Raw genomic sequence first — 21,533 nt, forward strand, 5'->3', positions numbered from 1 at the left:
AAGCCGACCGAGGTCGGCTGTCAGGCACTTAGTTATCAGGACTTTTTATCAGGAATAGGGAAATGACCCAGTCACTGTTTGAACTCGAGCAAAAAACCGATTTCATCCGCCGTCACATCGGGCCGGGTGAGGAAGATCTGCGCGCCCTGCTGGCCGTGGTGGGCGCCGAGAGCCTGGATGATCTGATTGAGCAGACCGTCCCCGCCGCCATTCGCCGGCCGGGTCCGCTCGGCATTGGCGCCTCCATGACCGAGGTGGAAGCGCTGGCCAAGCTCAAGGGCTATGCGGCTCAGAACAAGGTCGCCAAGAGCTACATCGGCATGGGCTATCACGATACCCACGTGCCCCACGTCATCTTGCGCAACGTGCTGGAAAACCCGGGCTGGTATACCGCCTACACCCCGTACCAGCCCGAGCTGGCGCAGGGTCGTCTCGAAGCCCTGCTCAACTTCCAGCAGCTGACCCTGGACTTGACCGGCATGGATCTGGCCAGTGCCTCCCTGCTGGATGAGGCGACCGCCGCCGCCGAGGCGATGGCGCTGGCCAAGCGGATGGCCAAGTCCAAAGCCAATCTCTTCTTCGTGGCCGACGACGTGCACCCGCAGGTGATCGACGTGGTCAAGGAACGGGCGGTCCACTTCGGTTTTGACGTGGCCGTCGGTCCGGCCGCACAGGCCTGCGCCGAAGAGGTGTTCGGTGCCCTGTTCCAGTACCCCACCACTACGGGTGAAGTGAAAGACCTGCGGGCGCTTATCGCCGCCGTGCAGGCCCAGAAAGGGCTGGCCTGCGTCAGCGCCGATCTGCTCTCCTTGCTGCTGCTCAAATCCCCGGGCGAGCTGGGAGCCGACGTGGTGCTGGGCTCGGCCCAGCGCTTCGGCGTGCCCATGGGCTACGGTGGCCCGCACGCCGCCTTCTTCGCCACTCGCGATGCCTACAAGCGCTCCATGCCGGGCCGCATCATCGGTGTCTCCAAGGATGCCCGTGGCAAGGCTGCCCTGCGTATGGCGATGCAGACCCGCGAGCAGCACATCCGCCGCGAGAAGGCCAACTCCAACATCTGTACCGCTCAGGTGCTGCTGGCCAACATGGCGAGCTTCTACGCCGTCTACCACGGCCCGGTGGGACTGAAAACCATCGCCTCCCGCGTGCACCGTCTGACCACCATTCTGGCGCTCGGCCTCAAGGCCAAGGGTGTGGCCCTCAAGCATGCCAGCTGGTTCGATACCCTAACCGTGCAGACTGCCGACAAGGCTGCGGTGATCGCCAAGGCCGAGGGGCTGGGCATCAACCTGCGCGCGGATCTGGATGGTGCGGTGGGCGTGTCGCTCTCCGAAACCACCACCCGTGGCGATGTGGCCGAGCTGTTTGAACTGTTCCTGGGCACAGGCCACGGCCTGGACATCGAGGCCCTCGACCAGGCGGCCCAGGCCCATCACGCCATCCCGCAGGATCTGCTGCGTACCGACGCCGTGCTGACCCACGAGGTGTTCAACAAGTACCACTCCGAGACCGAGATGCTGCGCTACATCCACCGTCTCGAAGCCAAAGATCTGGCCCTCAACTACGCCATGATCTCCTTGGGCTCCTGCACCATGAAGCTTAACGCCACCGCCGAGATGATCCCGGTGACCTGGCCCGAGTTTGGCAAGCTGCACCCGTTCGCCCCGCTGGCCCAGGCCAAAGGCTATCAGCTGCTGCTGGCCGACCTTGAAAACTGGCTGGTGAAGGTGACCGGTTACGATGCGGTCTGCATGCAGCCCAACTCCGGTGCCCAGGGCGAATACGCCGGCTTGCTCGCCATCAAGAAGTACCACGAGTCCCGTGGCGAGGGGCATCGCGACATCTGCCTCATTCCGGCGTCCGCGCACGGTACCAACCCGGCTTCCGCCCAGATGGCGGGCCTGCGGGTCATCGTCACTGCCTGTGACAAGTCGGGCAACGTGGACCTGGACGATCTGCGCGCCAAGGCCGCCGAGGCGGGGGATCAGCTCTCCTGTCTGATGGTGACCTATCCCTCCACCCACGGGGTGTACGAGGAGACCATCAAGGAGGTGTGCGACATCGTTCACCAGCACGGTGGCCAGGTCTATCTGGACGGTGCCAATATGAACGCGCAAGTCGGGTTGACTGCGCCGGGCTTTATCGGGGCGGACGTCTCTCACCTCAACCTGCACAAGACCTTCGCCATTCCTCACGGCGGTGGCGGCCCGGGCATGGGCCCCATCGGCGTGAAGAAGCATCTGGCGCCGTTCGTGGCCGGTCACGCCGTGGTCAAGACCGACAAGGAGAGCCGCAACAACGGCGCCGTGTCGGCGGCTCCGTTCGGCTCGGCCAGCATCCTGCCCATCAGCTGGATGTACATCGCCATGCTGGGAGACGAGGGGCTGAAGAAATCCACCCAGGTGGCCATCCTCAACGCCAACTACCTGGCCAAGAAGCTGGGTGAGTCCTTCCCCGTGCTCTACTCCGGGCGCAACGGTCGGGTAGCTCACGAGTGCATCCTGGATATCCGCCCGCTCAAAGAGGCGTCCGGCATCAGCGAGATGGACGTGGCCAAGCGGTTGATGGACTACGGTTTCCACGCACCGACCATGAGCTTCCCGGTAGCGGGCACCCTGATGGTCGAGCCGACCGAGTCGGAATCCAAGCGCGAGCTGGACCGCTTCGTCGAGGCCATGACCGCCATTCGCGCCGAGATTGCCAAGGTGCAGGACGGGCAGTGGAGCCTGACCGACAACCCGCTGGTCCATGCGCCGCACACCCAGGATGACGTGATGGACGCTGAGTGGTCCCGTGGCTACAGCCGCGCCGAGGCGGTATTCCCGTCGGAGGCCGTGCGCGCCGCCAAGCTGTGGCCGTCGGTCAACCGCATCGACGACGTCTACGGCGATCGCAACCTGTTCTGCTCCTGCATCCCGACCGAGGATTACGCCAAGTAAGGGCAGCGTTGCTTCGACCCGAACAGAGAGACCAAGGGCCTTGCATGTGCAAGGCCCTTTTTATTGGCGGGGACGATGGCGCTGAAATGGCGGGGGAGTTTGATCATTTCAATGTTTCTTGTATAGTTGAATTCATGCAAAGATAGACGGAGGTTTGCATGAACAAAGCGATCGCTACCAAGGTGTTTGAGTCCCTCGCATCCGGCATTCGTCTCGATGTGTGGCGCCTGCTGGTCAAGGCAGGTCTGGAAGGCATGGTGGCCGGCCAGCTTGCCAGCGAGCTCGACATCGCCCCGAATACCCTCTCGTTTCACCTCAAGGCCATGTTGCACGCGGGCCTGCTCTCGGTGGAGCAAGAGGGGCGTTTCTTGCGCTATCGCGCCAACATCCCCCTGATGCTGGATCTTATCGGTTACCTCACCGAGGAGTGCTGCGCCGGTCATCCAGAGGCCTGCGGGGTGGCAGGGGGCGAGTCCCTCTGTGCGCCTGCCTGTTGTGATAAAGAGTAAGGGCTCTGTCTGCCCGCCATTCGTTACCCTTCTGGGAGTCTTTTCATGAGTACCAATGCCTGCTGCGATCTGCCCGTCAGCAAAAAAATGCGTTTTCTAGACCGTAATCTGACCCTCTGGATCTTCGTCGCCATGGCCATCGGGGTTGGGATTGGCTATTTGTTTCCCCAGGTCTCCGAGTGGAATGAGGCGATGTCGGTCGGGACTACCAATATCCCTTTGGCCATTGGCCTTATCCTGATGATGTACCCGCCGCTGGCCAAGGTGAATTACGCCACCATGGGAACCATGACCCGGGATCGCCGCGCCATCACCCTCTCATTGGTGATGAACTGGCTGGTGGGCCCCATCTTGATGTTCGTCATCGCGCTGGTGTTTTTGCACGATCAGCCGGGCTATATGGTGGGGCTCATCTTGATAGGCCTGGCGCGCTGCATCGCCATGGTGCTGGTGTGGAACGATCTCGGCGGCGGCAGCAAGGAGTACGGCGCCGGCCTAGTGGCGCTCAACAGTGCATTCCAGATCCTCACCTACAGCCTGATGGCCTGGTTGTTCATTACCGTGCTGCCGCCGCTGTTTGGCCTGCAGGGCTTTGCGGTGGACATCACCATGCTGGATATCGCGCAAAGCGTGCTGATCTATCTGGGCATTCCCTTCCTGGCAGGGTTCTTGAGTCGTCACTATCTGGTCAAGGCGAAAGGGGAGAAGTGGTACACCGAGCGTTTTATTCCGGCAATTTCCCCCATCACGCTGATCGCCCTGCTGCTCACTATCGTGCTGATGTTCAGCCTCAAGGGGGAGATGATCGTCGAACTGCCCATGGATGTGCTGCGGGTCGCTGTACCCTTGGTGGTCTACTTCGTGCTGATGTTCTTCACCAGCTTCCTGGTTGGCAAGAAACTGGGCATCCCCTATGACAAGAATGCCTCCATCGCCTTTACCGCCACTGGCAACAACTTCGAGCTGGCCATCGCCGTCGCCATCGCGGTGTTCGGGCTGAGCTCGGATCAGGCCTTTGCCGGGGTGATCGGCCCGTTGGTGGAGGTGCCCGTACTGATCGCCCTGGTCAATGTCGCCCTGCGCATGAAGCGCTCTTATACCAACCCAGAGAACCCATCATGAATGACGCTCAAATCACCATCTACCACAACCCTGCCTGCGGCACTTCCCGCAATACGCTGGAGCTTATCCGCAACTCAGGCGTTGAGCCGACCGTCATCCACTATCTGGAGACACCGCCCAGTCGCGACACCCTGCTGGCCTTGACTGCCGCCATGGGGATGCCGGTACGCGACTTGCTGCGCCAGAACGTGCCCCCCTATGAGGCGCTGGGACTGGCCGAGAACAAGTTCAGCGACGATGAACTGGTCGATGCCATGCTGGCGCACCCCATTCTGATCAACCGGCCCATCGTGGTGACTCCGCTTGGCACCAAGCTGTGCCGCCCGTCAGAAGTGGTGCTGGATATTCTGCCGAGCCCCCAGCAAGGGGCCTTCAGCAAGGAAGATGGGGAGCAGGTGGTGGATGCACAAGGCAGGCGCATCGGCTGACCCGGCACTCAGGTGCGTGGCGATGATGTTGGATCGCCATGACGGGGCGATTGCCTTGCCGGTTGCGTTCGGGGCAGGATGAGGGGCGGGGCGATTGACTCGGCCCTGATCCCGCACAGATCCAGCACAAGGAGTGGCAATGGACAGTACCCAGCGATTCTCGACCCGGGTCGAGGCCTATGTGAAATATCGGCCAAGTTATCCTGCCGCCATGCTCGATTTTCTGACCAGCGAGTTGGCCATGGGGCCATCTGCCCGGGTGGCCGACATCGGGGCCGGCACCGGCATCCTGACTGCGCTGCTGGCCCCCCGGGTGGCGCGGGTCTGGGCGGTCGAGCCAAACGCGGATATGCGCGGGGCGGCCCGGCACCAGCTGCAGGCAGTGGCCAATATCGAATGGCGGGATGGCAGTGCCGAAGCCACCGGTCTGGCGGACAGGGCGGTGGATCTGGTGACGGTGGCGCAGGCGTTTCACTGGTTTGATCGCGCCGCCTTCAAGCAGGAGTGCCGGCGGCTGCTCAGACCCGGTGGCCGGGTTGCCCTCATCTGGAACGACCGGCTGACCGACACCCCATTTCTCAAGGCTTATGAGGCGGGGCTGCGCACCTATTCGGGGGACTACGAGGAGGTCAATCACCGCAATCTGGGTGAAGTGGATTTTCAGGCCTTCTTCGAGGGGGAGTACCGGCTCGATCGTTTCGCCAACCGCCAGCTGTTCGATCTCGACGGGGTGCTGGGGCGGCTCAACTCCTCTTCCTATGCCCCGGTGGCCGGCTCGCAAGCCCATGCCGAGCTGACGGCGCTGATCGCCCGGGAATTTGCCCGCCATGCGGTCGATGGCGTGATTGCCTTCAACTACGACACCTTGCTCTACAGCGGCCGGGTGTAGCGGCTGGGTGTAGCAGGGGCCCAGATAAACAGCGGGCCCTTGCCACCGGTGGCGAGGGCCCGCAAGGGCATGGCTGATCCTGTTCGCAGCGGTGGGCTGTGGTGCCTGCGCTAACTCTTGTTCAACCCCAGCATGGCCATCGCCTTGGCCAGGGTATCGACGGACTCCTGATGCTTGCCTGCCTTGTGCAGGACTTCCCCCTCGGCGCGCAGCTTCTTCACCTCGGCCAGCTTGTCGGCGCTGAGGGCGGGTTTGGCGGCGAGGGCATCATCGATCTTCTTCATGTCGGCGGGGCAGTGAAAGGCGAGGGCGCTGCCGGTAAAGAGCAGGCTGGCCAAAAGCAGGGCTGGTTTCATGTCGGCTGTCTCCACTGTGATGACCATGATGGGACGCTCCATCATGGGATACCCAGCAAGCATAGCCCGCAGTCCGCGCCCTGGCGGGGCGCTCGGGTTGAAGTGGGCGGGAAGCTGACGGTACCATGGTTGTTTTGCTCACGATTGAGCCAATCAGGGAGACCCCATGACACTCGCAAGGTTCCTCTCACCCCTGACCAGTCTGGTGATCTTCATTCTGGGCCACGGCATGTTCAACACCCTGCTGACAGTGCGCCTGTCTGCCGAGCAGGTATCGGCCCAGGCCATCGGCCTGGTATCGGCCGCCTACTTCGGCGGTCTGGTGCTGGGGGCCTTCGTCAATGCCCGCCTCATCATCCGGGTCGGTCACATCCGGGCCTATGCGGCCTACGCCTCCCTGCTCTGCTTTCTGTTTCTGCTGCACGGCATGGTGGTGGAGCCGCTGAGCTGGGCAGTGCTGCGGCTGGTGGGGGGCTTTGCCACCGGCGGTCTGTTCGTGGTGCTGGAGTCCTGGATGCTGGTCTCCAGCACGCCGGCCAACCGGGGCCGGCTGATGTCCCTCTACATGATCCTGCTCTACGGCTCCCTGGCCATGGGGCAGTTGCTGCTCAAGTGGGTGGATCCCATAGTGCTGACTCCGTTCGCCCTGTGCGCCATGGCGGCGACCCTGTCGGTGATCCCGCTGGCGGTTTCCCGGGTAGCGACCCCGGCCATGGTAGCGCCCCAGTCGGTCGGCGTGCTGGAGCTGGTGCGCCTCACCCCGGCGGGGATGGGCAGTAGCTTTACCTCTGGCCTCATCCTCGGGGCCATCTACGGCCTGCTGCCGCTCTATTTTACCGACAGCGGTTCGTCGCTCTCCAAGGTGGCGGACATGATGGCGCTGGTGATCCTGGGGGGCATGTGCCTGCAGTACCCCATCGGTCGTCTCTCCGATCGCTACGACAGGCGGCTGGTGATCCTGCTGCTCGGCGCCGTGCTGGCGCTGCTGGCCCTGTTGATGGTGCTGCTGCCCGCCGGCTGGCGCGAGCCGCTGATGGGTGGCCTGGTGTTCCTGCTGGGCGGCATGGCGTTCTCTATCTACCCCTTGAGCCTCAGCCACGCCTGCGACGAGCTGCGCCCGGATCAGGTGCTGGGGGCCAATCAGGGGTTGCTGCTCGCCTATAGCTTGGGCGCCATGACCGGGCCGCTGCTGGCGCCTTTTGTCATGGCGCAGTTTGGGCCAGAGGGGCTGTTCGTCTACTTCGCCCTCTGTGGCCTGCTGCTGGCGGGGTATCTCGGCTGGCGCAAGCGGCAACGAGCGCCCATTCCACTGGCCGATCATCAGGTGTTCATCCCGGTGCCGCCCAATACCCCGATGACGGCGGAGCTGGAGCCGAGAACGGATCTGGCTGGGGAGGCGGTACCCGCCAGCTATGCCACCCCCGGATCGGAGGAGAGTCAGCAGACGAAGGCCGGCCGAGTCGCGGGTGCGTAGCAACAAAAAAAGCCGACTCTGTGAGTCGGCTTTTTGTCCATCTGGTGGCTATCAGGCGGTGACGGCGTCAGCTTTGGTCGCTTCCGGCGCCGGATTGCGAATGAGGTAATCAAATGCTCCCAGTGCTGCGGTCGCCCCGGCGCCCATGGAGATGATGATCTGCTTGAACGGCACCGTGGTGGCGTCCCCTGCGGCGTAGACACCGGGCAGGGAGGTGGCGCCCTTGGTGTCGATCTCGATCTCGCCAAAGCGGGTCAGGGCCACGTCGCTCCCTTTCAGGAACTCGGTGTTCGGCACCAGACCGATCTGGACGAAGATACCCGCCACCGCCAGATGCTTGATCTCGCCGGTGGTGCGATCTTCGTAATCCATGCCCACCACCTTGCTGCCATCACCGATCACTTCAGTGGTGCGGGCGCTCATGATGATGTCGATGTTGCCCATGGAGCGGGCCTTCTTCTGCAGTACCTCGTCGGCACGCAGAGTATCGGCAAACTCCACCACGGTGACGTGTTCGACAATACCGGCCAGATCGATGGCCGCCTCGATGCCGGAGTTGCCGCCCCCGATCACCGCGACCCGCTTGCCCTTGAAGAAGGGGCCGTCACAGTGCGGGCAGTAGGCCACGCCCTTGGTGCGGTACTCGAGCTCGCCCGGCACGTTCAGGTCACGCCAGCGGGCGCCGGTCGCCAGGATCACGGCGCGGCTTTTCAAGGTGGCGCCAGAGGCGAGATCCACGTTGACGTAGCCATCCTTGCTGATGGCGGCGGCGCGCTGCTCGGTGATCACTTCCACGCCGTACTGCTTGACGTGCTGCTCCAGGCTCGCGGCCAGCTTGGGGCCTTCGGTGTAGGGCACGGAGATGAAGTTCTCGATACCGACGGTGTCCATCACCTGGCCACCGAAACGCTCGGCGACGATGGCGGTGCGAATGCCTTTGCGAGCGGCATAGATGGCGGCGGCTGCGCCAGCCGGGCCACCACCGACGACCAGTACGTCATAAGGGGCTTTTTCGTTGAGCTCCTCAGCCTTGCGTTCGGCGGCGCCGGTGTCGAGCTTGGCGACGATCTCTTCGAGCGAAATGCGGCCCTGGCTGAACGGCTGACCGTTCAGGTAGACGTTAGGTACCGCCATGATCTGACGCTCGTTGACCTCGTCCTGGAACAGGGCACCGTCGATCATGGTGTGGGTGATGCCGGGGTTCAGGGTCGCCATCAGGTTCAGCGCCTGCACCACGTCCGGGCAGTTGTGGCAGGAGAGCGAAATGTAAGTCTCGAAGTGGAACTCGCCCTTGAGGTTGCGGATCTGCTCCTGCACGGCCGCATCGGCCTTGGAGGGGTGACCGCCGCTTTGCAGCAGGGCAAGGACCAGGGAAGTAAATTCATGACCCATGGGGATGCCGGCAAAATGAACGCGCGGGGCCTGGCCCTTCGGCGCGACGCTCATGGAAGGCTTGCGAGCGGCAGTGCCATCTGTCATGGCAATCTTGGGGGACATCTCGCTGATCTCTGTGGCCAATGCCAGCAGTTCGGCGGATTTGTCGCTGTCATTGCCGGACACGCTGATCTCGATGGGATTGACGATGTACTGCAAGTAACCGTTGAGTTGTTGTTTGAGGTTGGTATCCAACATCTTCGAATTCCTTCTTTTGATTGCGGGTCGGCGTTGTGTCAGGCCAGAAAGCAGACCGGCCCTTGAGTGGGCCGGTCTTCAGAGCGGGGAGGCTTAGATTTTGCCTACCAGATCCAGGGACGGGGCCAGGGTGGCGTCGCCTTCTTTCCACTTGGCCGGGCACACTTCACCCGGGTGAGCGGCAACATACTGGGCAGCTTTGACCTTGCGCAGCAGCTCCAGGGCGTCACGGCCGATGCCGCCGGCGTTGATTTCAACGATCTGGATGATGCCTTGCGGGTCGATGACGAAGGTACCGCGGTCAGCCAGACCGGCTTCTTCGATCATCACGCCGAAGTTGCGGGTGATGGTGCCGGTCGGGTCGCCGATCATCGGGTACTGGATCTTCTGGATGGTGTCAGAAGTGTCGTGCCAGGCCTTGTGGGTGAAGTGGGTGTCGGTGGAGACGGAGTAGATCTCGACGCCCAGCTTCTGGAATTCGGCGTAGTTGTCAGCCAGGTCACCCAGCTCGGTCGGGCAAACGAAAGTGAAGTCAGCCGGGTAGAAGAACACCACGGACCACTTGCCTTTCAGGTCAGCGTCAGACACCTGAACGAATTTGCCATTGTGGTAGGCGGTGGCGTTGAACGGCTTGATTTCAGTGTTGATGTAGGTAGACATGTATTTGCTCCTTGGTGATGTACATATGCCTGTCTGGGTTTGAAGTGTCGTGCCGGACGAGGCGTTTAACTTTCGATGGATTCATCATAGGGACTTTTCCTAATCGATCAAAGCCGCAATTTTGAATCACTTAAATCTACTTATTAGATAAACCATGGCTGCTGTACCTAACATGAATATCGCCGGCATGCCGGGATAACTCCTTGTCGAGATTCAACATCTGTGCGTGGCTTCGGCTTTTCAAGGGGGCGGGTGGCAGTCTGCCAACCGCAGAGAGGGTTGGGGTCTGCTGCCTTGCGACGGACAGGCGCCGGCACGCACGGGGACGAGGGGGAGGGGAAACGCGCAGATAAAAAAATCCCGGCGTCGTCGCAAGGACAAGGCCGGGTCATCAAACAAGGAATGGCTATATAAACAAAAGCTTTACAGCAAAGACTAACTACGGGGTGTGCAAACTTGCAGACATATGAGAGGAAGAGGACGGGTGCACAATCCCTCGTCTTCCGCTCGGCAACTATTGCATGACGGTCATGATAGTGTGATGCAGATCACAAAGCAAGGCTGTGGTGTAATTTTTCAATCAAAATGAAAGGGTTTCAGCTTTATTGCCGATCAAGTACGCTGAAAACGCTTTTATTGTAATTTTATTACATGAAATTGAGATCAAAAGTCGCCAGGCGGCTCCTGCTCTTCCATCAGTTCCAGCAGGTTGATGGCGACGGCAATGAAGTCCGACTCGGTGACGATGCCGATCAACTTGCGTCCTTTGAGTACCGGCAGGCAGCCGTATCTGTGTCGTTGCAGGTAGAGCGCCGCCTCCTTGATGCCGGCGTGGGGATCCACGCTCGCCACCTGGCGGGTCATGATCTCGTCGAGCTGCACGCTGTCAGTGAACTCTGCCTCCCGCTCCGGATTGATCAGCAGCAGTTTGGACTCGCGGGTGGCCAGGATGTCGGAGAGGGTAACCAGGCCCAGCAGATGATGCTGTTCGTCAACGATGGGGATGTGGCGGATCCGCTCCTGCTGCATCAGATCCATCGCCTGTTTGACGCTGTTTTCCGGACCCAGGGTGAAGGGGTGTTCAGTCATGATCTCGGATAGGGTCATCATGGTGGGCCTCCTTGTGTATCTGCTTTCACCCTAGCCCAGCCCCCCTCGGCAAAACATGATCAGGGTCAATACAAAACCTTAAAGGTTTTTTAACTGGCCCTGCTTCACATAATTGCTCGCTATCCCTTGTCTCCCTTGGGTTTTTGGTCTTTTGGGTTGCCTTGGAAGAAGGGGATAACTAGACTAGCCGCCGATTCCCCCCGAGGTGAAAGATGCAAGTATCCGATTTTCATTTTGATCTGCCAGACGAGCTGATTGCCCGCTATCCCATGACGGAACGTACCGCCAGTCGTCTGTTGCAGCTCGATGGTCAAACTGGCGCACTGCGCCACGGTCAATTTGTGGATGTGCTGGACCAGCTCAACCCCGGCGATCTGCTGGTATTCAACAACACCCGTGTCATTCCGGCGCGCATGTTTGGCCAGAAGGCCAGCGGCGGCAAGCTGGAGGTGCTGGTGGAGCGGATGCTGGACGAGCACAGCGTGCTGGCTCATGTGCGCTCTTCCAAATCGCCCAAGCCCGGTACCCGGCTCATTCTGGATGGCGGGGCCGACGGCGAGAAAGTTGAAGCCGAGATGCGCGCCCGTCACGATGCCCTGTTCGAGATCCACTTCCTCGACCCCCGCCCCGTGCTGGAGATCCTGGAAGCCATCGGCCACATGCCGCTGCCCCCTTACATTGACCGTCCCGATGAGGATGCCGACAAGGAGCGCTATCAGACTGTCTACAACCAGAAGCCGGGTGCCGTGGCGGCGCCGACTGCCGGGTTGCACTTCGATGAGCCGCTGCTCGAGAAAATTCGTGCCAAGGGGGTGGAAACGGCGTTCGTCACCCTGCACGTCGGGGCGGGCACCTTCCAGCCGGTGCGGGTGGACAAGATTGAAGATCACCACATGCACTCGGAGTATGCAGAGGTACCGCAGGAGGTGGTGGACGCCATCGCCGCGACGCGCGCCCGCGGTGGCCGGGTGATTGCGGTGGGAACCACCTCGGTGCGATCGCTCGAGAGCGCGGCCAAGGTGACCCTGGCCCAGGGCAAGCCGCTGGCGCCGTTCTTCAGCGACACCGACATCTTCATCTTCCCCGGTTACCAGTTCCAGGTGGTTGATGCCATGGTCACCAACTTCCATCTGCCGGAGTCGACTCTGATCATGCTGGTGAGCGCCTTTGCCGGCTACGACAACGTGATAGCGGCCTACCAGGCGGCTGTGGCCGAGCAGTACCGTTTCTTCAGCTACGGGGACGCCATGTTCGTCACCCGTCGCCGGGCGCAGGCATAAGCCGCGCCTTTTATATCGGGCCCTCGGGCCCCCTACTGTCAGACTGTTTCTCTGACGCAACGAGGTAGCAATGAAATTTGAACTGAAAACCACTGACGGCCGTGCCCGTCGCGGCCAGCTGGTATTCGAGCGCGGCACCGTGCAGACCCCGGCCTTTATGCCGGTCGGCACCTACGGCACCGTCAAGGGGATGACCCCGGAAGAGGTGCGTGAGACCGGTGCCCAGATCCTGCTCGGCAACACCTTCCACCTCTGGCTGCGGCCGGGGCAGGAAGTGATGCGCGCCCACGGCGATCTGCATGACTTCATGAACTGGCAGGGCCCGATCCTGACCGACTCCGGCGGTTTCCAGGTGTTCAGCCTGGGGCACATCCGCAAGATCACCGAAGCGGGCGTGCACTTCCGTCACCCCATCAACGGCGAGAAGATCTTCCTCGACCCCGAGAAATCCATGGAGATCCAGTACGATCTGGGTTCCGACATCGTGATGATCTTCGACGAGTGCACGCCGTACCCGGCCACTTACGAAGAGGCGCGCAAGTCCATGGAGATGTCCCTGCGCTGGGGCAAGCGTTCGCGCGACAAGTTCGATGCCCTTGGCAACAAGAACGCCCTGTTCGGCATCATCCAGGGTTCCGTGTACGAAGACCTGCGGGATGTGTCGCTGGACGGTCTCTTGGAGATCGGCTTCGACGGCTACGCGGTCGGTGGTTTGGCGGTGGGTGAGCCGAAAGAGGACATGCATCGCATCCTTGAGCACGTCTGCCCGAAAATCCCGGCCGACAAACCGCGCTACCTGATGGGCGTGGGCAAGCCGGAAGATCTGGTGGAAGGGGTGCGCCGCGGCATCGACATGTTCGACTGCGTGATGCCGACCCGCAACGCCCGCAACGGCCACCTGTTCACCACCGATGGGGTGGTCAAGATCCGCAACGCCAAGTATCGCGAGGACACCAGCACCCTGGATGCCGACTGCGATTGCTACACCTGCAAGAACTACACCCGCAGTTATTTGTACCATCTGGACAAGTGCAACGAGATCCTCGGTGCCCGTCTGAACACCATTCACAACCTGCGTTATTACCAGCGTGTGATGCAGGGTTTGCGGGACGCGATCGAGCAGGGTAAATTAGACGACTTTGTAACTGAGTTTTACCGTCGGCAAGGGAAGCCCGTGCCTCCGTTAGCTGAAAATGACGTGAAATAACAACGATATATAAGCTAGTTTTCAAATCTACATCAATAAGAGGTTGTTAAATGAGCATTATCTCCAAGGCGTATGCAGAAGGCGCAGTTCCGGGTGCACAGGGTGGTGGCATGGAAATGATCATCATGCTGGCCGTATTCGGCCTCATCTTCTACTTCATGATCTATCGCCCCCAGGCCAAGCGCGCCAAAGATCACCGCAACCTGATGAGCTCCCTCTCCAAGGGTGACGAAGTCCTCACTTCCGGTGGCCTGGTCGGCAAGATCGCCAAAGTATCCGCCGACAGCGAATACCTGGTGCTGGCCCTGAACGATCAGACCCAGGTCACCATCAAACGTGACTTCGTCTCTGCCGTTCTGCCCAAGGGTTCTATCCAGTCCCTCTAATCTCCCGAGGAGCACAGCGTGTTAAATCGCTATCCGCTGTGGAAATACCTGATGGTGGTCGTGGTGATCGCCATCGGTTTTCTATATGCAGCCCCCAATCTTTACGGCGAAGACCCGGCCTTGCAGATCTCTGCCAGCCGGGGGGCCGAAGTCAAGCTGGACACCCTTGACCTGGTGAAAGAGACGCTCGATGCGGCTCAGATCCCGGTCAAGCATGCGGCGTTCGAGCACGGCTTCATCCTGGTTCGTTTCAAAAATACCGAAGAGCAGCTCAAGGCGCGCGACATCGTCGCCAACAAGCTGGGCGACAACTTCATTACCGCTCTCAACCTGGCCCCTTCCACGCCTGCCTGGCTCGAAGCCATCGGCGCCAACCCGCTCAAGCTGGGTCTGGACCTGCGCGGCGGTGTGCACTTCCTGATGGAAGTGGACATGGCCGAGGCGCTGACCAAGCAGCAAGAGCAGATGGTGCAGGATTTCCGCTCCGAGCTGCGTACCCAGAAGATCCGTTATTCCGGCGTGCGCCGGGCCGGTGATCAGGTACAGGTGCTGTTCCGTGACGAGGCCGATCAGGCCAAGGCCATCTCTCACCTGCGTCGTCAGAACCCTGATCTCACCTTCACCACCGAGCAGAAGGGGGACGAGTTTGTCCTGCTGGCCGGTCTGAGTGAAGCCAAGATCAAGGAAGTGAAGAAGTACGCCCTCGAGCAGAACATCACCATCATCCGCAACCGGGTGAACGAGCTGGGCGTGGCCGAGCCGCTGGTACAACAGCAGGGTGCCGAGCGCATCGTGGTGGAACTGCCCGGTATCCAGGACACCGCCCGTGCCAAGGAGATCCTGGGCGCGACCGCGACCCTGGAATTCCACATGGTCGATGAGACCGCCGACATCCAGGCCGCGGCCGATGGTCGGGTGCCGCCGAGCTCCAAGGTCTACAACGATCGCAACGGACGTCCGGTGGTGCTGCAAAAACGCATCATCCTGACCGGTGACCACATCGTGGGTGCCCAGTCCGGTTTCGATGAATACAGCCGTCCCCAAGTCAACATCAAGCTTGATGGCCAGGGTGGCAACAAGATGGCCAACTTTACCAAGGACAACGTTGGTAAGGGCATGGCTACCGTGTTCATCGAATACAAGCCGGTCGGTCAGCCGGGTCCGGATGGCAAGCGCAAGTTCCGCAAGCAGGAGGAGGTGATCAACGTCGCCACCATCCAGTCGCGTCTTGGCAGCCAGTTCCGCATCACCGGCATCGACAACGCCAACGAAGCCCACAACCTGGCGCTGCTGCTGCGTGCCGGTGCACTGATCGCCCCGATCCAGATCGTGGAAGAGCGCACCATAGGCCCGAGCCTGGGTCAGCAGAACATCGACAGCGGTATGGAAGCCATCGGCTGGGCCATGCTGGTGATCGTGTTGTTCATGGGGATCTACTACCGTGCGTTCGGCTGGGTGGCCAACATCGCTCTCACCATGAACCTGGTGTTGATCGTCGGTATTATGTCGATGATCCCGGGGGCCACCATGACTCTGCCGGGCATCGCCGGTATCGTCTTGACGCTGGGTATGGCGGTGGATGCCAACGTGCTGATCTACGAGCGTATTCGTGAAGAAATCCGCAACGGTCGCGGGGTGCAGCAGGCCATTCATCTGGGCTTTGATCGGGCATTCTCGACCATTGCCGACTCCAACGTCACCTCGCTCATCACCTGTGTGATCCTGTTCGGTATCGGTACCGGCGCCATCAAGGGCTTCGCCCTGACGCTGGGGATTGGTCTGAGTGCTTCCATGTTTACCGCCATCACGGTCTCCCGCGCCATCATCAACCTGGCCTGGGGTGGACGGCGCCTCGACAAGCTGCCGATCTAAGGAAGAGACATGTTTCAGATTCTACATTTTGAAAAGCCCATTTCCTTCATGCGCTATGCCAGGCCGGGTGTGGTCTTCTCTACCCTGCTGATGGTGATCTCCCTGTTCTTCCTGTTCGATCGGGGTCTGAACTGGGGCCTGGACTTCACCGGCGGTACCACCATCGAGGTGGGCTTCCAGCAGTCGGTGAGCCTGGACAAGGTGCACCAGGTGCTGGATGAGCAGAAGATTGAAGGGGCGACCCTGCAACACTTCGGTTCCAGCCGTGACGTACTGTTCCGCCTGACCCCGAAAGAGGGGGTCAAGGTGGAGCAGCAGGGCAACGAGGTGCTGGCGGCGGCCAAGCTGATCGATCCTGCGGCCGTGCTCAAGCGCGTCGAGTTCGTCGGCCCTTCGGTGGGTGACGAGCTGGCGACCGACGGTGCGCTGGCCATGCTGGCCTCCATCATCTGTATCCTGATCTACGTGGCGGTGCGCTTCGAATGGCGTCTGGCCATGGGGGGCATTCTCTCCCTGGTGCACGACGTGGTGATCACCCTCGGCGTCTTTGCCTACTTCCAGTACGAGTTCGACCTGACCGTGCTGGCGGCATTGATGACCCTGGTGGGTTACTCCCTGAACGACACCATCGTAGTGTTCGACCGACTGCGGGAGAACTTTCGCAAGGTGCGCAAAGGGGATACCGAGTACATCCTGGATCTCTCCATGACCGAGACCCTGAGCCGGACCATCATCACCTCGGGCTTGACCTTCGTGGTGGTACTGGCACTGCTGCTCAAGGGCGGTCCGCTGATCCACGGTTTCTCGGTGGCCATGGTGATCGGTGTCGCCTTCGGCACCTACTCCTCCATCTATGTGGCGAGCTCGTTCGCCATGTTCTTCGGGGTCAAGCGGGAGCACATGCTGCCGACCCAGGTGGAAAAAGAGGGCGCGGATCAGCAAGAGATCCTGCCGTAAATGACAAGGGCGCCGCGAGGCGCCCTTTCTCTTATCGTCCGGGTGAGTCATTATGACGGTTTCACCCACGGCTGTTGGCCAACAGGCAAGGAGCAAGCCATGCAACACAATCCCCGTTTTCTGGCACTGGTAGAGGCCATTCGTCCCCATGTACAGGAGACCGACGTGCACCAGATCAAACGTTGGCAGGATGAGGGGCGTACCTTTCACCTGGTCGACGTGCGGGAAGAGAGCGAGTGGGCCAGGGGCCATCTGCCGGGGGCGACCTACCTCGGTCGTGGCGTGATCGAGCGGGACATCGAGACCCGTTATCCGGATCCCGACACCGAGCTCTACCTCTATTGTGGTGGGGGATTTCGCTCCATCCTGGTGGCGGAGAACCTGCAGAAGATGGGCTACGGCCGGGTGGTCAGCGTCGATGGTGGCTTTCGGGGCTGGTGTGATGCCGGATACCCTGTCGAATCCTGATTTATTTGAGGGAGAGAGGCTCAGCCACATGACAAAGTGTCGGCTGACCTTTACCATATGCCGGGTCAAGCGTAAGCGTCGGAGTGTTCATTGAACGTCAGGAAAGGGATTGGATACCTCCTTGGTATCCTGTTGCTGCTCCCCATGTGGGGTTGCAGCAGTAGCAGTCAGGTTGAAGCGCCTCAAGTTCCCAAGCCGCAACCCGCTTCACTGGTATTGGCGACCCCCCTGCAGGTCTCTTACCAGAGCGAGTTGGCGTTGGCGCGACTCGGGCAGATGCTCAGTGAGATGGAATTGACCACGGAGCAACGGGCTGAACTGTTTTATGAGCGTGCTGTCGTGTTTGACCGGGTAGGCTTGCGCTCCCTGGCGCGGCTGGATTTCAACCGTGCCTTGCGGGAGAAGCCGGATTTTGCCGAAGCCTACAACTTCATCGGTGTCTATCTGGTGCAGCAGCAGAATTATGACGAGGCCTACGAGGCATTTGATTCCGCCCTCGAGCTGGCTCCCGATTATGACTATGCCTACCTGAACCGTGGCATTGCGCTCTATTACGGCAATCGTCCCGAGCTGGCCGCGGCCGATATGAAGCGCTTCTACGAGGCGCAGCCGGAAGATCCCTATCGGGTGATCTGGCTCTATCTGGCCGAACAGAAGCTCAATGCACCGGCCGCCATGAGCCGGATGCGCGAGCGGCTCAACAAGTATGATGACGATGCCTGGAACTGGGATCTGGTGCGCCTCTATACCGGCGAACTCAATGCAACCCAGTTGATGAGCAATGTGGTGAAAGGGGTGAAGGACAACCGGGAGCTCGCCGAGCGCCTGTGCGAAACCTACTTCTACCTCGGCAAGTTTGAACTGGCCAAGGGCAACCGTAAGGAAGCCATCAGCTACTTCAAGCTGGCGCTCGCCAACAACGTGTATGACTTCATCGAGCACAGATATGCCCTGCTCGAACTGGAGCTGATGGCGCGCAAACCCCTGCCGCCCGGTGCCCAGAGTGCCCAGGGCAAGAGCAGCAAGCAGGCATCCTGAGCTTGCCCTGTTGCCGGTTTGAATGATGTAGAAAAGGCCTCACTGCGAGGCCTTTTTGCTATCTGGGTGTCAGACGTGGCGATGTGATTCACCCCTTCTGATGGGTCTGCCGCCGGCTCACAGGGCCAGCATCATGCCGGGGATCTGGCGCCAGTAACCGTTGCAGTCCCGCTCCTGCTGCAAGGGCAGGGGAGCCTGGCCCTGCTGGTTGGCCTTGAAGCGCTCCAGCATCGTCAGGGTGTCCAGCCCCTCGGGGGAGAGGCGCACCACATCCACCAGCCCCTCCATCCCGGCCAGATCGTTGCCCAGGTTGTAGCAATAACCTGACTGGGTCTGGATGCCGTTGAGATTGAACACCTTCTGCCCTTCACGGCTGCTGGCGAGCCGGCCGGTGGGGTAGTCGATGCAGGCCAGTTCGCAGTTGTCCTTGGGCCGGTCGAGGGAGCGGGCGGTGAAGCAGCGCGCCGAGTAGGCGAGCGGCAGGTGGCCGTAGGCGAACACCTCCACCTCGAACTGCTGGCGGGCACTGCCCAGATCCTCATTGAGCTGCACCAGCCAGTCCCGTGAGAGCTCCACCGGCATCACCCAGCGCTGCATCCCCTGTTTGAGCAGCATGCGCAGCACGTCGGCGTTGTAGGCGTTGATGGCGGGGCCGCAGACAAACGGGAGCCCCGCCTCCCTGGCAAGTTGCACCGTGCCGAGATCGTTGGCTTCGACCATGAGATCGCCATTGTCGACCAGTCGCTTGACCTCCTTGAGCTCGGAGGGGGCGGAGATGAGCGCCAGCGTGGAGAGCACCGCCTGCTTGCCCGAGCCGGCCACCTGACGGGCGAGGGCAATCCAGTCGTCCACTTTCAGTTCACGGCGCTTGCTGCAGACGGTTTCCCCCAGATAGACGATGTCGGCCTGGCTGGCTGCGGCCGCCTGATAGAAGCTCTGGGTGTCGGCCTTGGGCCAGTAGAAGAGCAGGGGGCCGAGAGAGAATTTCATGAACAGGGCTCCTTATTGCCACTGGCGATGGTAGGCACCGAGGGTGGTCTGGCTCCCCTCGGAGACGCGGGCGAGCTGGGCATCCCACTCGGCCTTGACCTGATAGGCCTCCGGATTGGCCTGATAGGCGTCGATGGCGGCGCGCCAAACCCGGGTGACCTGCTCCACGTAGGCGGGGCTACGCTGGCGTCCTTCAATCTTGACCGACTGGATACCGGTCTGGAACAGCTCGGGCAACAGGCCGAGGGTATTGAGGCTGGTGGGCTCCTCCAGCGCGTGGTAGGTCTGGCCATCCACCTCGAAGCGGCCCTTGCACAGGGTCGGGTAGCCGGCGTTTTCCCCCGGGCCGTAGCGGTCGATCAGCACCTCGTTGAGGCGAGACTCGAGGCCGCTCGGGGTCTCCTCCCAGCGCACGAACTTGGCCGGTGAGCAGGCGCCGACGGTATTGGGGCTCTCGCCGGTCATGTAGGAGGAGAGGTAGCAGCGCCCCTCCGCCATGATGCAGAGGCTGCCGAAGGCGAACACCTCTAGACCGACGTCGGTCTCGCGGGCCAGTTGCCTCACCTGATGCATGGAAAGGACGCGGGGCAACACCACCCGACCGACGTTGAAGTGCTGCTGGTAGAAGCGGATGGCGGCGGCGTTGGTGGCGCTGGCCTGCACCGAGACGTGCAGCTCCAGATCCGGGTAGCGGCGGCTGGCATAGTCGAGCACGGCGAGGTCGGCGATGATCAGGGCATCGGCCCCCAGTGCGGCGCCCTTGTCCACCGCTTGCTGCCAGCGGGCATCGGAGCCCGGGTGGGCGAAGGTGTTGATGGCGATGTGCAGTTTGCGGCCATGCTGGTGCACATAGTCGACCGCTTTCTCCAGCTTGCTGTCGGTGAAGTTGAGCCCGGCGAAATGGCGGGCGTTGGTGTCATCCTTGAAGCCGATATAGACCGCATCGGCCCCGTTATCCACGGCTGTTTTCAGTGCCGGCAAACTGCCTGCCGGACAGAGTAATTCCATCGGGTACGCTCCGAGAGGGCAAAAAATGCAAAAGTGGCCCGATTGTATTCACCGGCGTCCTTCCACTTTTTGACCTGAGGCAGCTTTGTGTGGCTTTACCCTTCTTGAGGTAAGTGGGCACAAGTTTGATTTCCAACAGGATCATGGCTGCGGCCCTGTGCTTGAATGCGCAAAAAACTGGGAGTTTATCGTGTTTCAACAACTGCAACGTCGCCTGGTCGAACAGGCTCCCCGCATTCTGCGCCATCCCCTCAAACTGGTGCCATTTTCCTTTCAGCAGAGCCTGATGGAGCGCCTGCTGGCCAGCGTGTTCAAAGAGGCCATCGCAGATGGCGACTTTGAATTTCTGGCGGGCAAGTGGCTCAAGGTCGAAGTCTCGGATCTGGAGCTCTGCTGGTTCATCAGCGAGCAGGATGGCAAGCTGGTGGTGGCTCGCCACTGCGAGCAGGCCGATGTCTGTTTCAGCGGCACCACCAACGACCTCATTCTGATTGCCGGACGCAAGGAAGATCCCGACTCTCTCTTCTTCCAGCGCAAGCTGAAGATTGAAGGGAACACCGAGTTGGGTCTGGAGGTGAAAAACCTGATGGACAGCCTGGATCTGGACGGTTTGCCAAGCCTGGTGCGTTATCCCTTGCTGGATCTTGCCACCTTCATCGAGCGGGCGAAGGCGGGCTCAGCGCAAGAGGCGCACTCTGCGCCGGCGGGTGGGGTTGCGCCTCAGTTGTGAGACCAGCCCATCGGCATGGTGGCGGTAGTGATTGCGAGCCCACAGGCAGCGACAGGCCCACAGACAGGGCAGCAGTGCCAGCAGGGCGCCGGCGCTTGGAAGGCGCGAGAGCAGCAGACCCAGCGCCAGCCAGATGAACGGCTGGGCCTCGTAGAGCCACTCTGGCTGAAACCAGCGTTTGGTCGGAAAGATGACCAGATCGGTACGCCGATAGCTGGATCGCATCATCCAGACGGTGGCGCCAGCGACAAACAGCAAGGTGCCCGCCAGCCAGAGCAGCGGGGAGTGGCTGAGCAGGATGATGCCGACCGCCACCAGCAGATAGCAGACCGGCAACCTCTCATAAAGCCAGCGTGGGCACATGTTGCCTCCACTTTTCACCTTCCCATCCTTCAAGTCTAGCCAGTCAGCACACCCGCCTCATACCGCTTTGTTCTGCAAAACGGCGTCATTGTTGTGAATTGGTGCGCCATTTACG

General features: G+C 61.0%; 21 protein-coding genes. 14 read left to right on the top strand and 7 right to left on the bottom strand.

Annotated elements, in window-relative coordinates; all coding sequences use genetic code 11:
* The first annotated feature begins 62 nt into the window (after positions 1-62).
* From gcvP to PG881_RS16475, 5 genes are all read left to right on the top strand, one after another.
* Complete coding sequence (gene gcvP, locus PG881_RS16455; RefSeq protein WP_270801394.1) at positions 63-2,939, top strand: aminomethyl-transferring glycine dehydrogenase; 2,877 nt, start codon at positions 63-65, stop codon at positions 2,937-2,939.
* 158 nt (positions 2,940-3,097) lie between these two features.
* Positions 3,098-3,448 (top strand): ArsR/SmtB family transcription factor, encoded by a 351-nt coding sequence (locus PG881_RS16460; RefSeq protein WP_017410234.1) that lies wholly within the window; start codon positions 3,098-3,100, stop codon positions 3,446-3,448.
* 45 nt (positions 3,449-3,493) lie between these two features.
* Positions 3,494-4,570, top strand: a complete 1,077-nt coding sequence (gene arsB, locus PG881_RS16465) for an ACR3 family arsenite efflux transporter (RefSeq protein ID WP_270801397.1) — start codon at positions 3,494-3,496, stop codon at positions 4,568-4,570.
* Entirely contained in the window at positions 4,567-4,998 is a 432-nt protein-coding gene (gene arsC / locus PG881_RS16470; RefSeq protein WP_270801400.1) for a glutaredoxin-dependent arsenate reductase, read from the top strand. The genes arsB and arsC overlap by 4 nt, the downstream gene beginning before the upstream one ends.
* Positions 4,999-5,137: 139 nt before the next feature.
* Positions 5,138-5,887: a class I SAM-dependent methyltransferase gene (locus PG881_RS16475; RefSeq protein ID WP_270801402.1), complete on the top strand. Its 750-nt coding sequence runs from the start codon at positions 5,138-5,140 to the stop codon at positions 5,885-5,887.
* A gap of 110 nt (positions 5,888-5,997) precedes the next feature.
* Here PG881_RS16475 and PG881_RS16480 read toward each other — a convergent pair whose 3' ends face one another.
* Complete coding sequence (locus PG881_RS16480; protein WP_029301252.1) at positions 5,998-6,243, bottom strand: hypothetical protein; 246 nt, start codon at positions 6,241-6,243, stop codon at positions 5,998-6,000.
* Positions 6,244-6,409: 166 nt separating this feature from the next.
* Between PG881_RS16480 and PG881_RS16485 the strand changes: the two genes are divergently transcribed.
* Positions 6,410-7,717, top strand: coding sequence for an MFS transporter (locus PG881_RS16485; RefSeq protein WP_270801405.1), 1,308 nt, complete (start codon positions 6,410-6,412; stop codon positions 7,715-7,717).
* 51 nt (positions 7,718-7,768) lie between these two features.
* Here the strand turns inward: PG881_RS16485 and ahpF are convergent, their stop codons facing one another.
* From ahpF to PG881_RS16500, 3 genes are all read right to left on the bottom strand, one after another.
* Positions 7,769-9,349, bottom strand: a complete 1,581-nt coding sequence (gene ahpF, locus PG881_RS16490) for an alkyl hydroperoxide reductase subunit F (protein WP_270801407.1) — start codon at positions 9,347-9,349, stop codon at positions 7,769-7,771.
* Positions 9,350-9,442: 93 nt separating this feature from the next.
* A complete protein-coding gene (gene ahpC, locus PG881_RS16495) occupies positions 9,443-10,009 on the bottom strand; it encodes an alkyl hydroperoxide reductase subunit C (RefSeq protein WP_011705621.1) in 567 nt (188 codons plus the stop codon).
* Between the two features lie 663 nt (positions 10,010-10,672).
* Positions 10,673-11,119 (bottom strand): CBS domain-containing protein, encoded by a 447-nt coding sequence (locus PG881_RS16500; protein WP_011705622.1) that lies wholly within the window; start codon positions 11,117-11,119, stop codon positions 10,673-10,675.
* 212 nt (positions 11,120-11,331) lie between these two features.
* On the opposite strand from PG881_RS16500, the gene queA reads away from it, so the two are divergent.
* The 7 genes from queA to nlpI all read left to right on the top strand — a co-directional run bounded on the left by queA (position 11,332) and on the right by nlpI (position 18,327).
* Positions 11,332-12,399 (top strand): tRNA preQ1(34) S-adenosylmethionine ribosyltransferase-isomerase QueA, encoded by a 1,068-nt coding sequence (queA, locus tag PG881_RS16505; protein WP_268032598.1) that lies wholly within the window; start codon positions 11,332-11,334, stop codon positions 12,397-12,399.
* A gap of 70 nt (positions 12,400-12,469) precedes the next feature.
* Positions 12,470-13,606: a tRNA guanosine(34) transglycosylase Tgt gene (gene tgt / locus PG881_RS16510; protein WP_010634306.1), complete on the top strand. Its 1,137-nt coding sequence runs from the start codon at positions 12,470-12,472 to the stop codon at positions 13,604-13,606.
* A gap of 50 nt (positions 13,607-13,656) precedes the next feature.
* Positions 13,657-13,992 carry a preprotein translocase subunit YajC gene (yajC, locus tag PG881_RS16515; RefSeq protein ID WP_011705624.1) on the top strand — a complete coding sequence of 112 codons (336 nt, stop codon included), beginning with the start codon at positions 13,657-13,659 and terminating at the stop codon, positions 13,990-13,992.
* Between the two features lie 18 nt (positions 13,993-14,010).
* Entirely contained in the window at positions 14,011-15,864 is a 1,854-nt protein-coding gene (secD, locus tag PG881_RS16520; RefSeq protein WP_011705625.1) for a protein translocase subunit SecD, read from the top strand.
* 9 nt (positions 15,865-15,873) lie between these two features.
* Positions 15,874-16,821 (top strand): protein translocase subunit SecF, encoded by a 948-nt coding sequence (gene secF, locus PG881_RS16525; RefSeq protein WP_270801412.1) that lies wholly within the window; start codon positions 15,874-15,876, stop codon positions 16,819-16,821.
* Positions 16,822-16,920: 99 nt separating this feature from the next.
* On the top strand, positions 16,921-17,289 hold the full coding sequence (locus PG881_RS16530; protein ID WP_017410225.1) for a rhodanese-like domain-containing protein: 369 nt from the start codon (positions 16,921-16,923) through the stop codon (positions 17,287-17,289).
* Positions 17,290-17,379: 90 nt separating this feature from the next.
* Positions 17,380-18,327: a lipoprotein NlpI gene (nlpI, locus tag PG881_RS16535; RefSeq protein ID WP_333563425.1), complete on the top strand. Its 948-nt coding sequence runs from the start codon at positions 17,380-17,382 to the stop codon at positions 18,325-18,327.
* Between the two features lie 117 nt (positions 18,328-18,444).
* Here nlpI and PG881_RS16540 read toward each other — a convergent pair whose 3' ends face one another.
* The gene (locus PG881_RS16540) at positions 18,445-19,317 is read right to left on the bottom strand and encodes a U32 family peptidase (RefSeq protein ID WP_270801415.1); all 873 of its coding nucleotides are present in this window, start codon (positions 19,315-19,317) and stop codon (positions 18,445-18,447) included.
* A 12-nt stretch (positions 19,318-19,329) separates the two neighbouring features.
* Positions 19,330-20,325, bottom strand: a complete 996-nt coding sequence (gene ubiU / locus PG881_RS16545; RefSeq protein ID WP_017410222.1) for a ubiquinone anaerobic biosynthesis protein UbiU — start codon at positions 20,323-20,325, stop codon at positions 19,330-19,332.
* 190 nt (positions 20,326-20,515) lie between these two features.
* Between ubiU and ubiT the strand changes: the two genes are divergently transcribed.
* Entirely contained in the window at positions 20,516-21,055 is a 540-nt protein-coding gene (gene ubiT, locus PG881_RS16550; protein ID WP_270801419.1) for a ubiquinone anaerobic biosynthesis accessory factor UbiT, read from the top strand.
* Here the strand turns inward: ubiT and PG881_RS16555 are convergent.
* Positions 21,002-21,418, bottom strand: coding sequence for a hypothetical protein (locus PG881_RS16555; protein WP_045790120.1), 417 nt, complete (start codon positions 21,416-21,418; stop codon positions 21,002-21,004). The genes ubiT and PG881_RS16555 overlap by 54 nt on opposite strands.
* Between the last annotated feature and the right edge of the window lie 115 nt (positions 21,419-21,533).

Origin of the sequence: Aeromonas sp. QDB54 (assembly GCF_027707385.1) — a bacterium.
Lineage (GTDB): Bacteria > Pseudomonadota > Gammaproteobacteria > Enterobacterales > Aeromonadaceae > Aeromonas > Aeromonas hydrophila.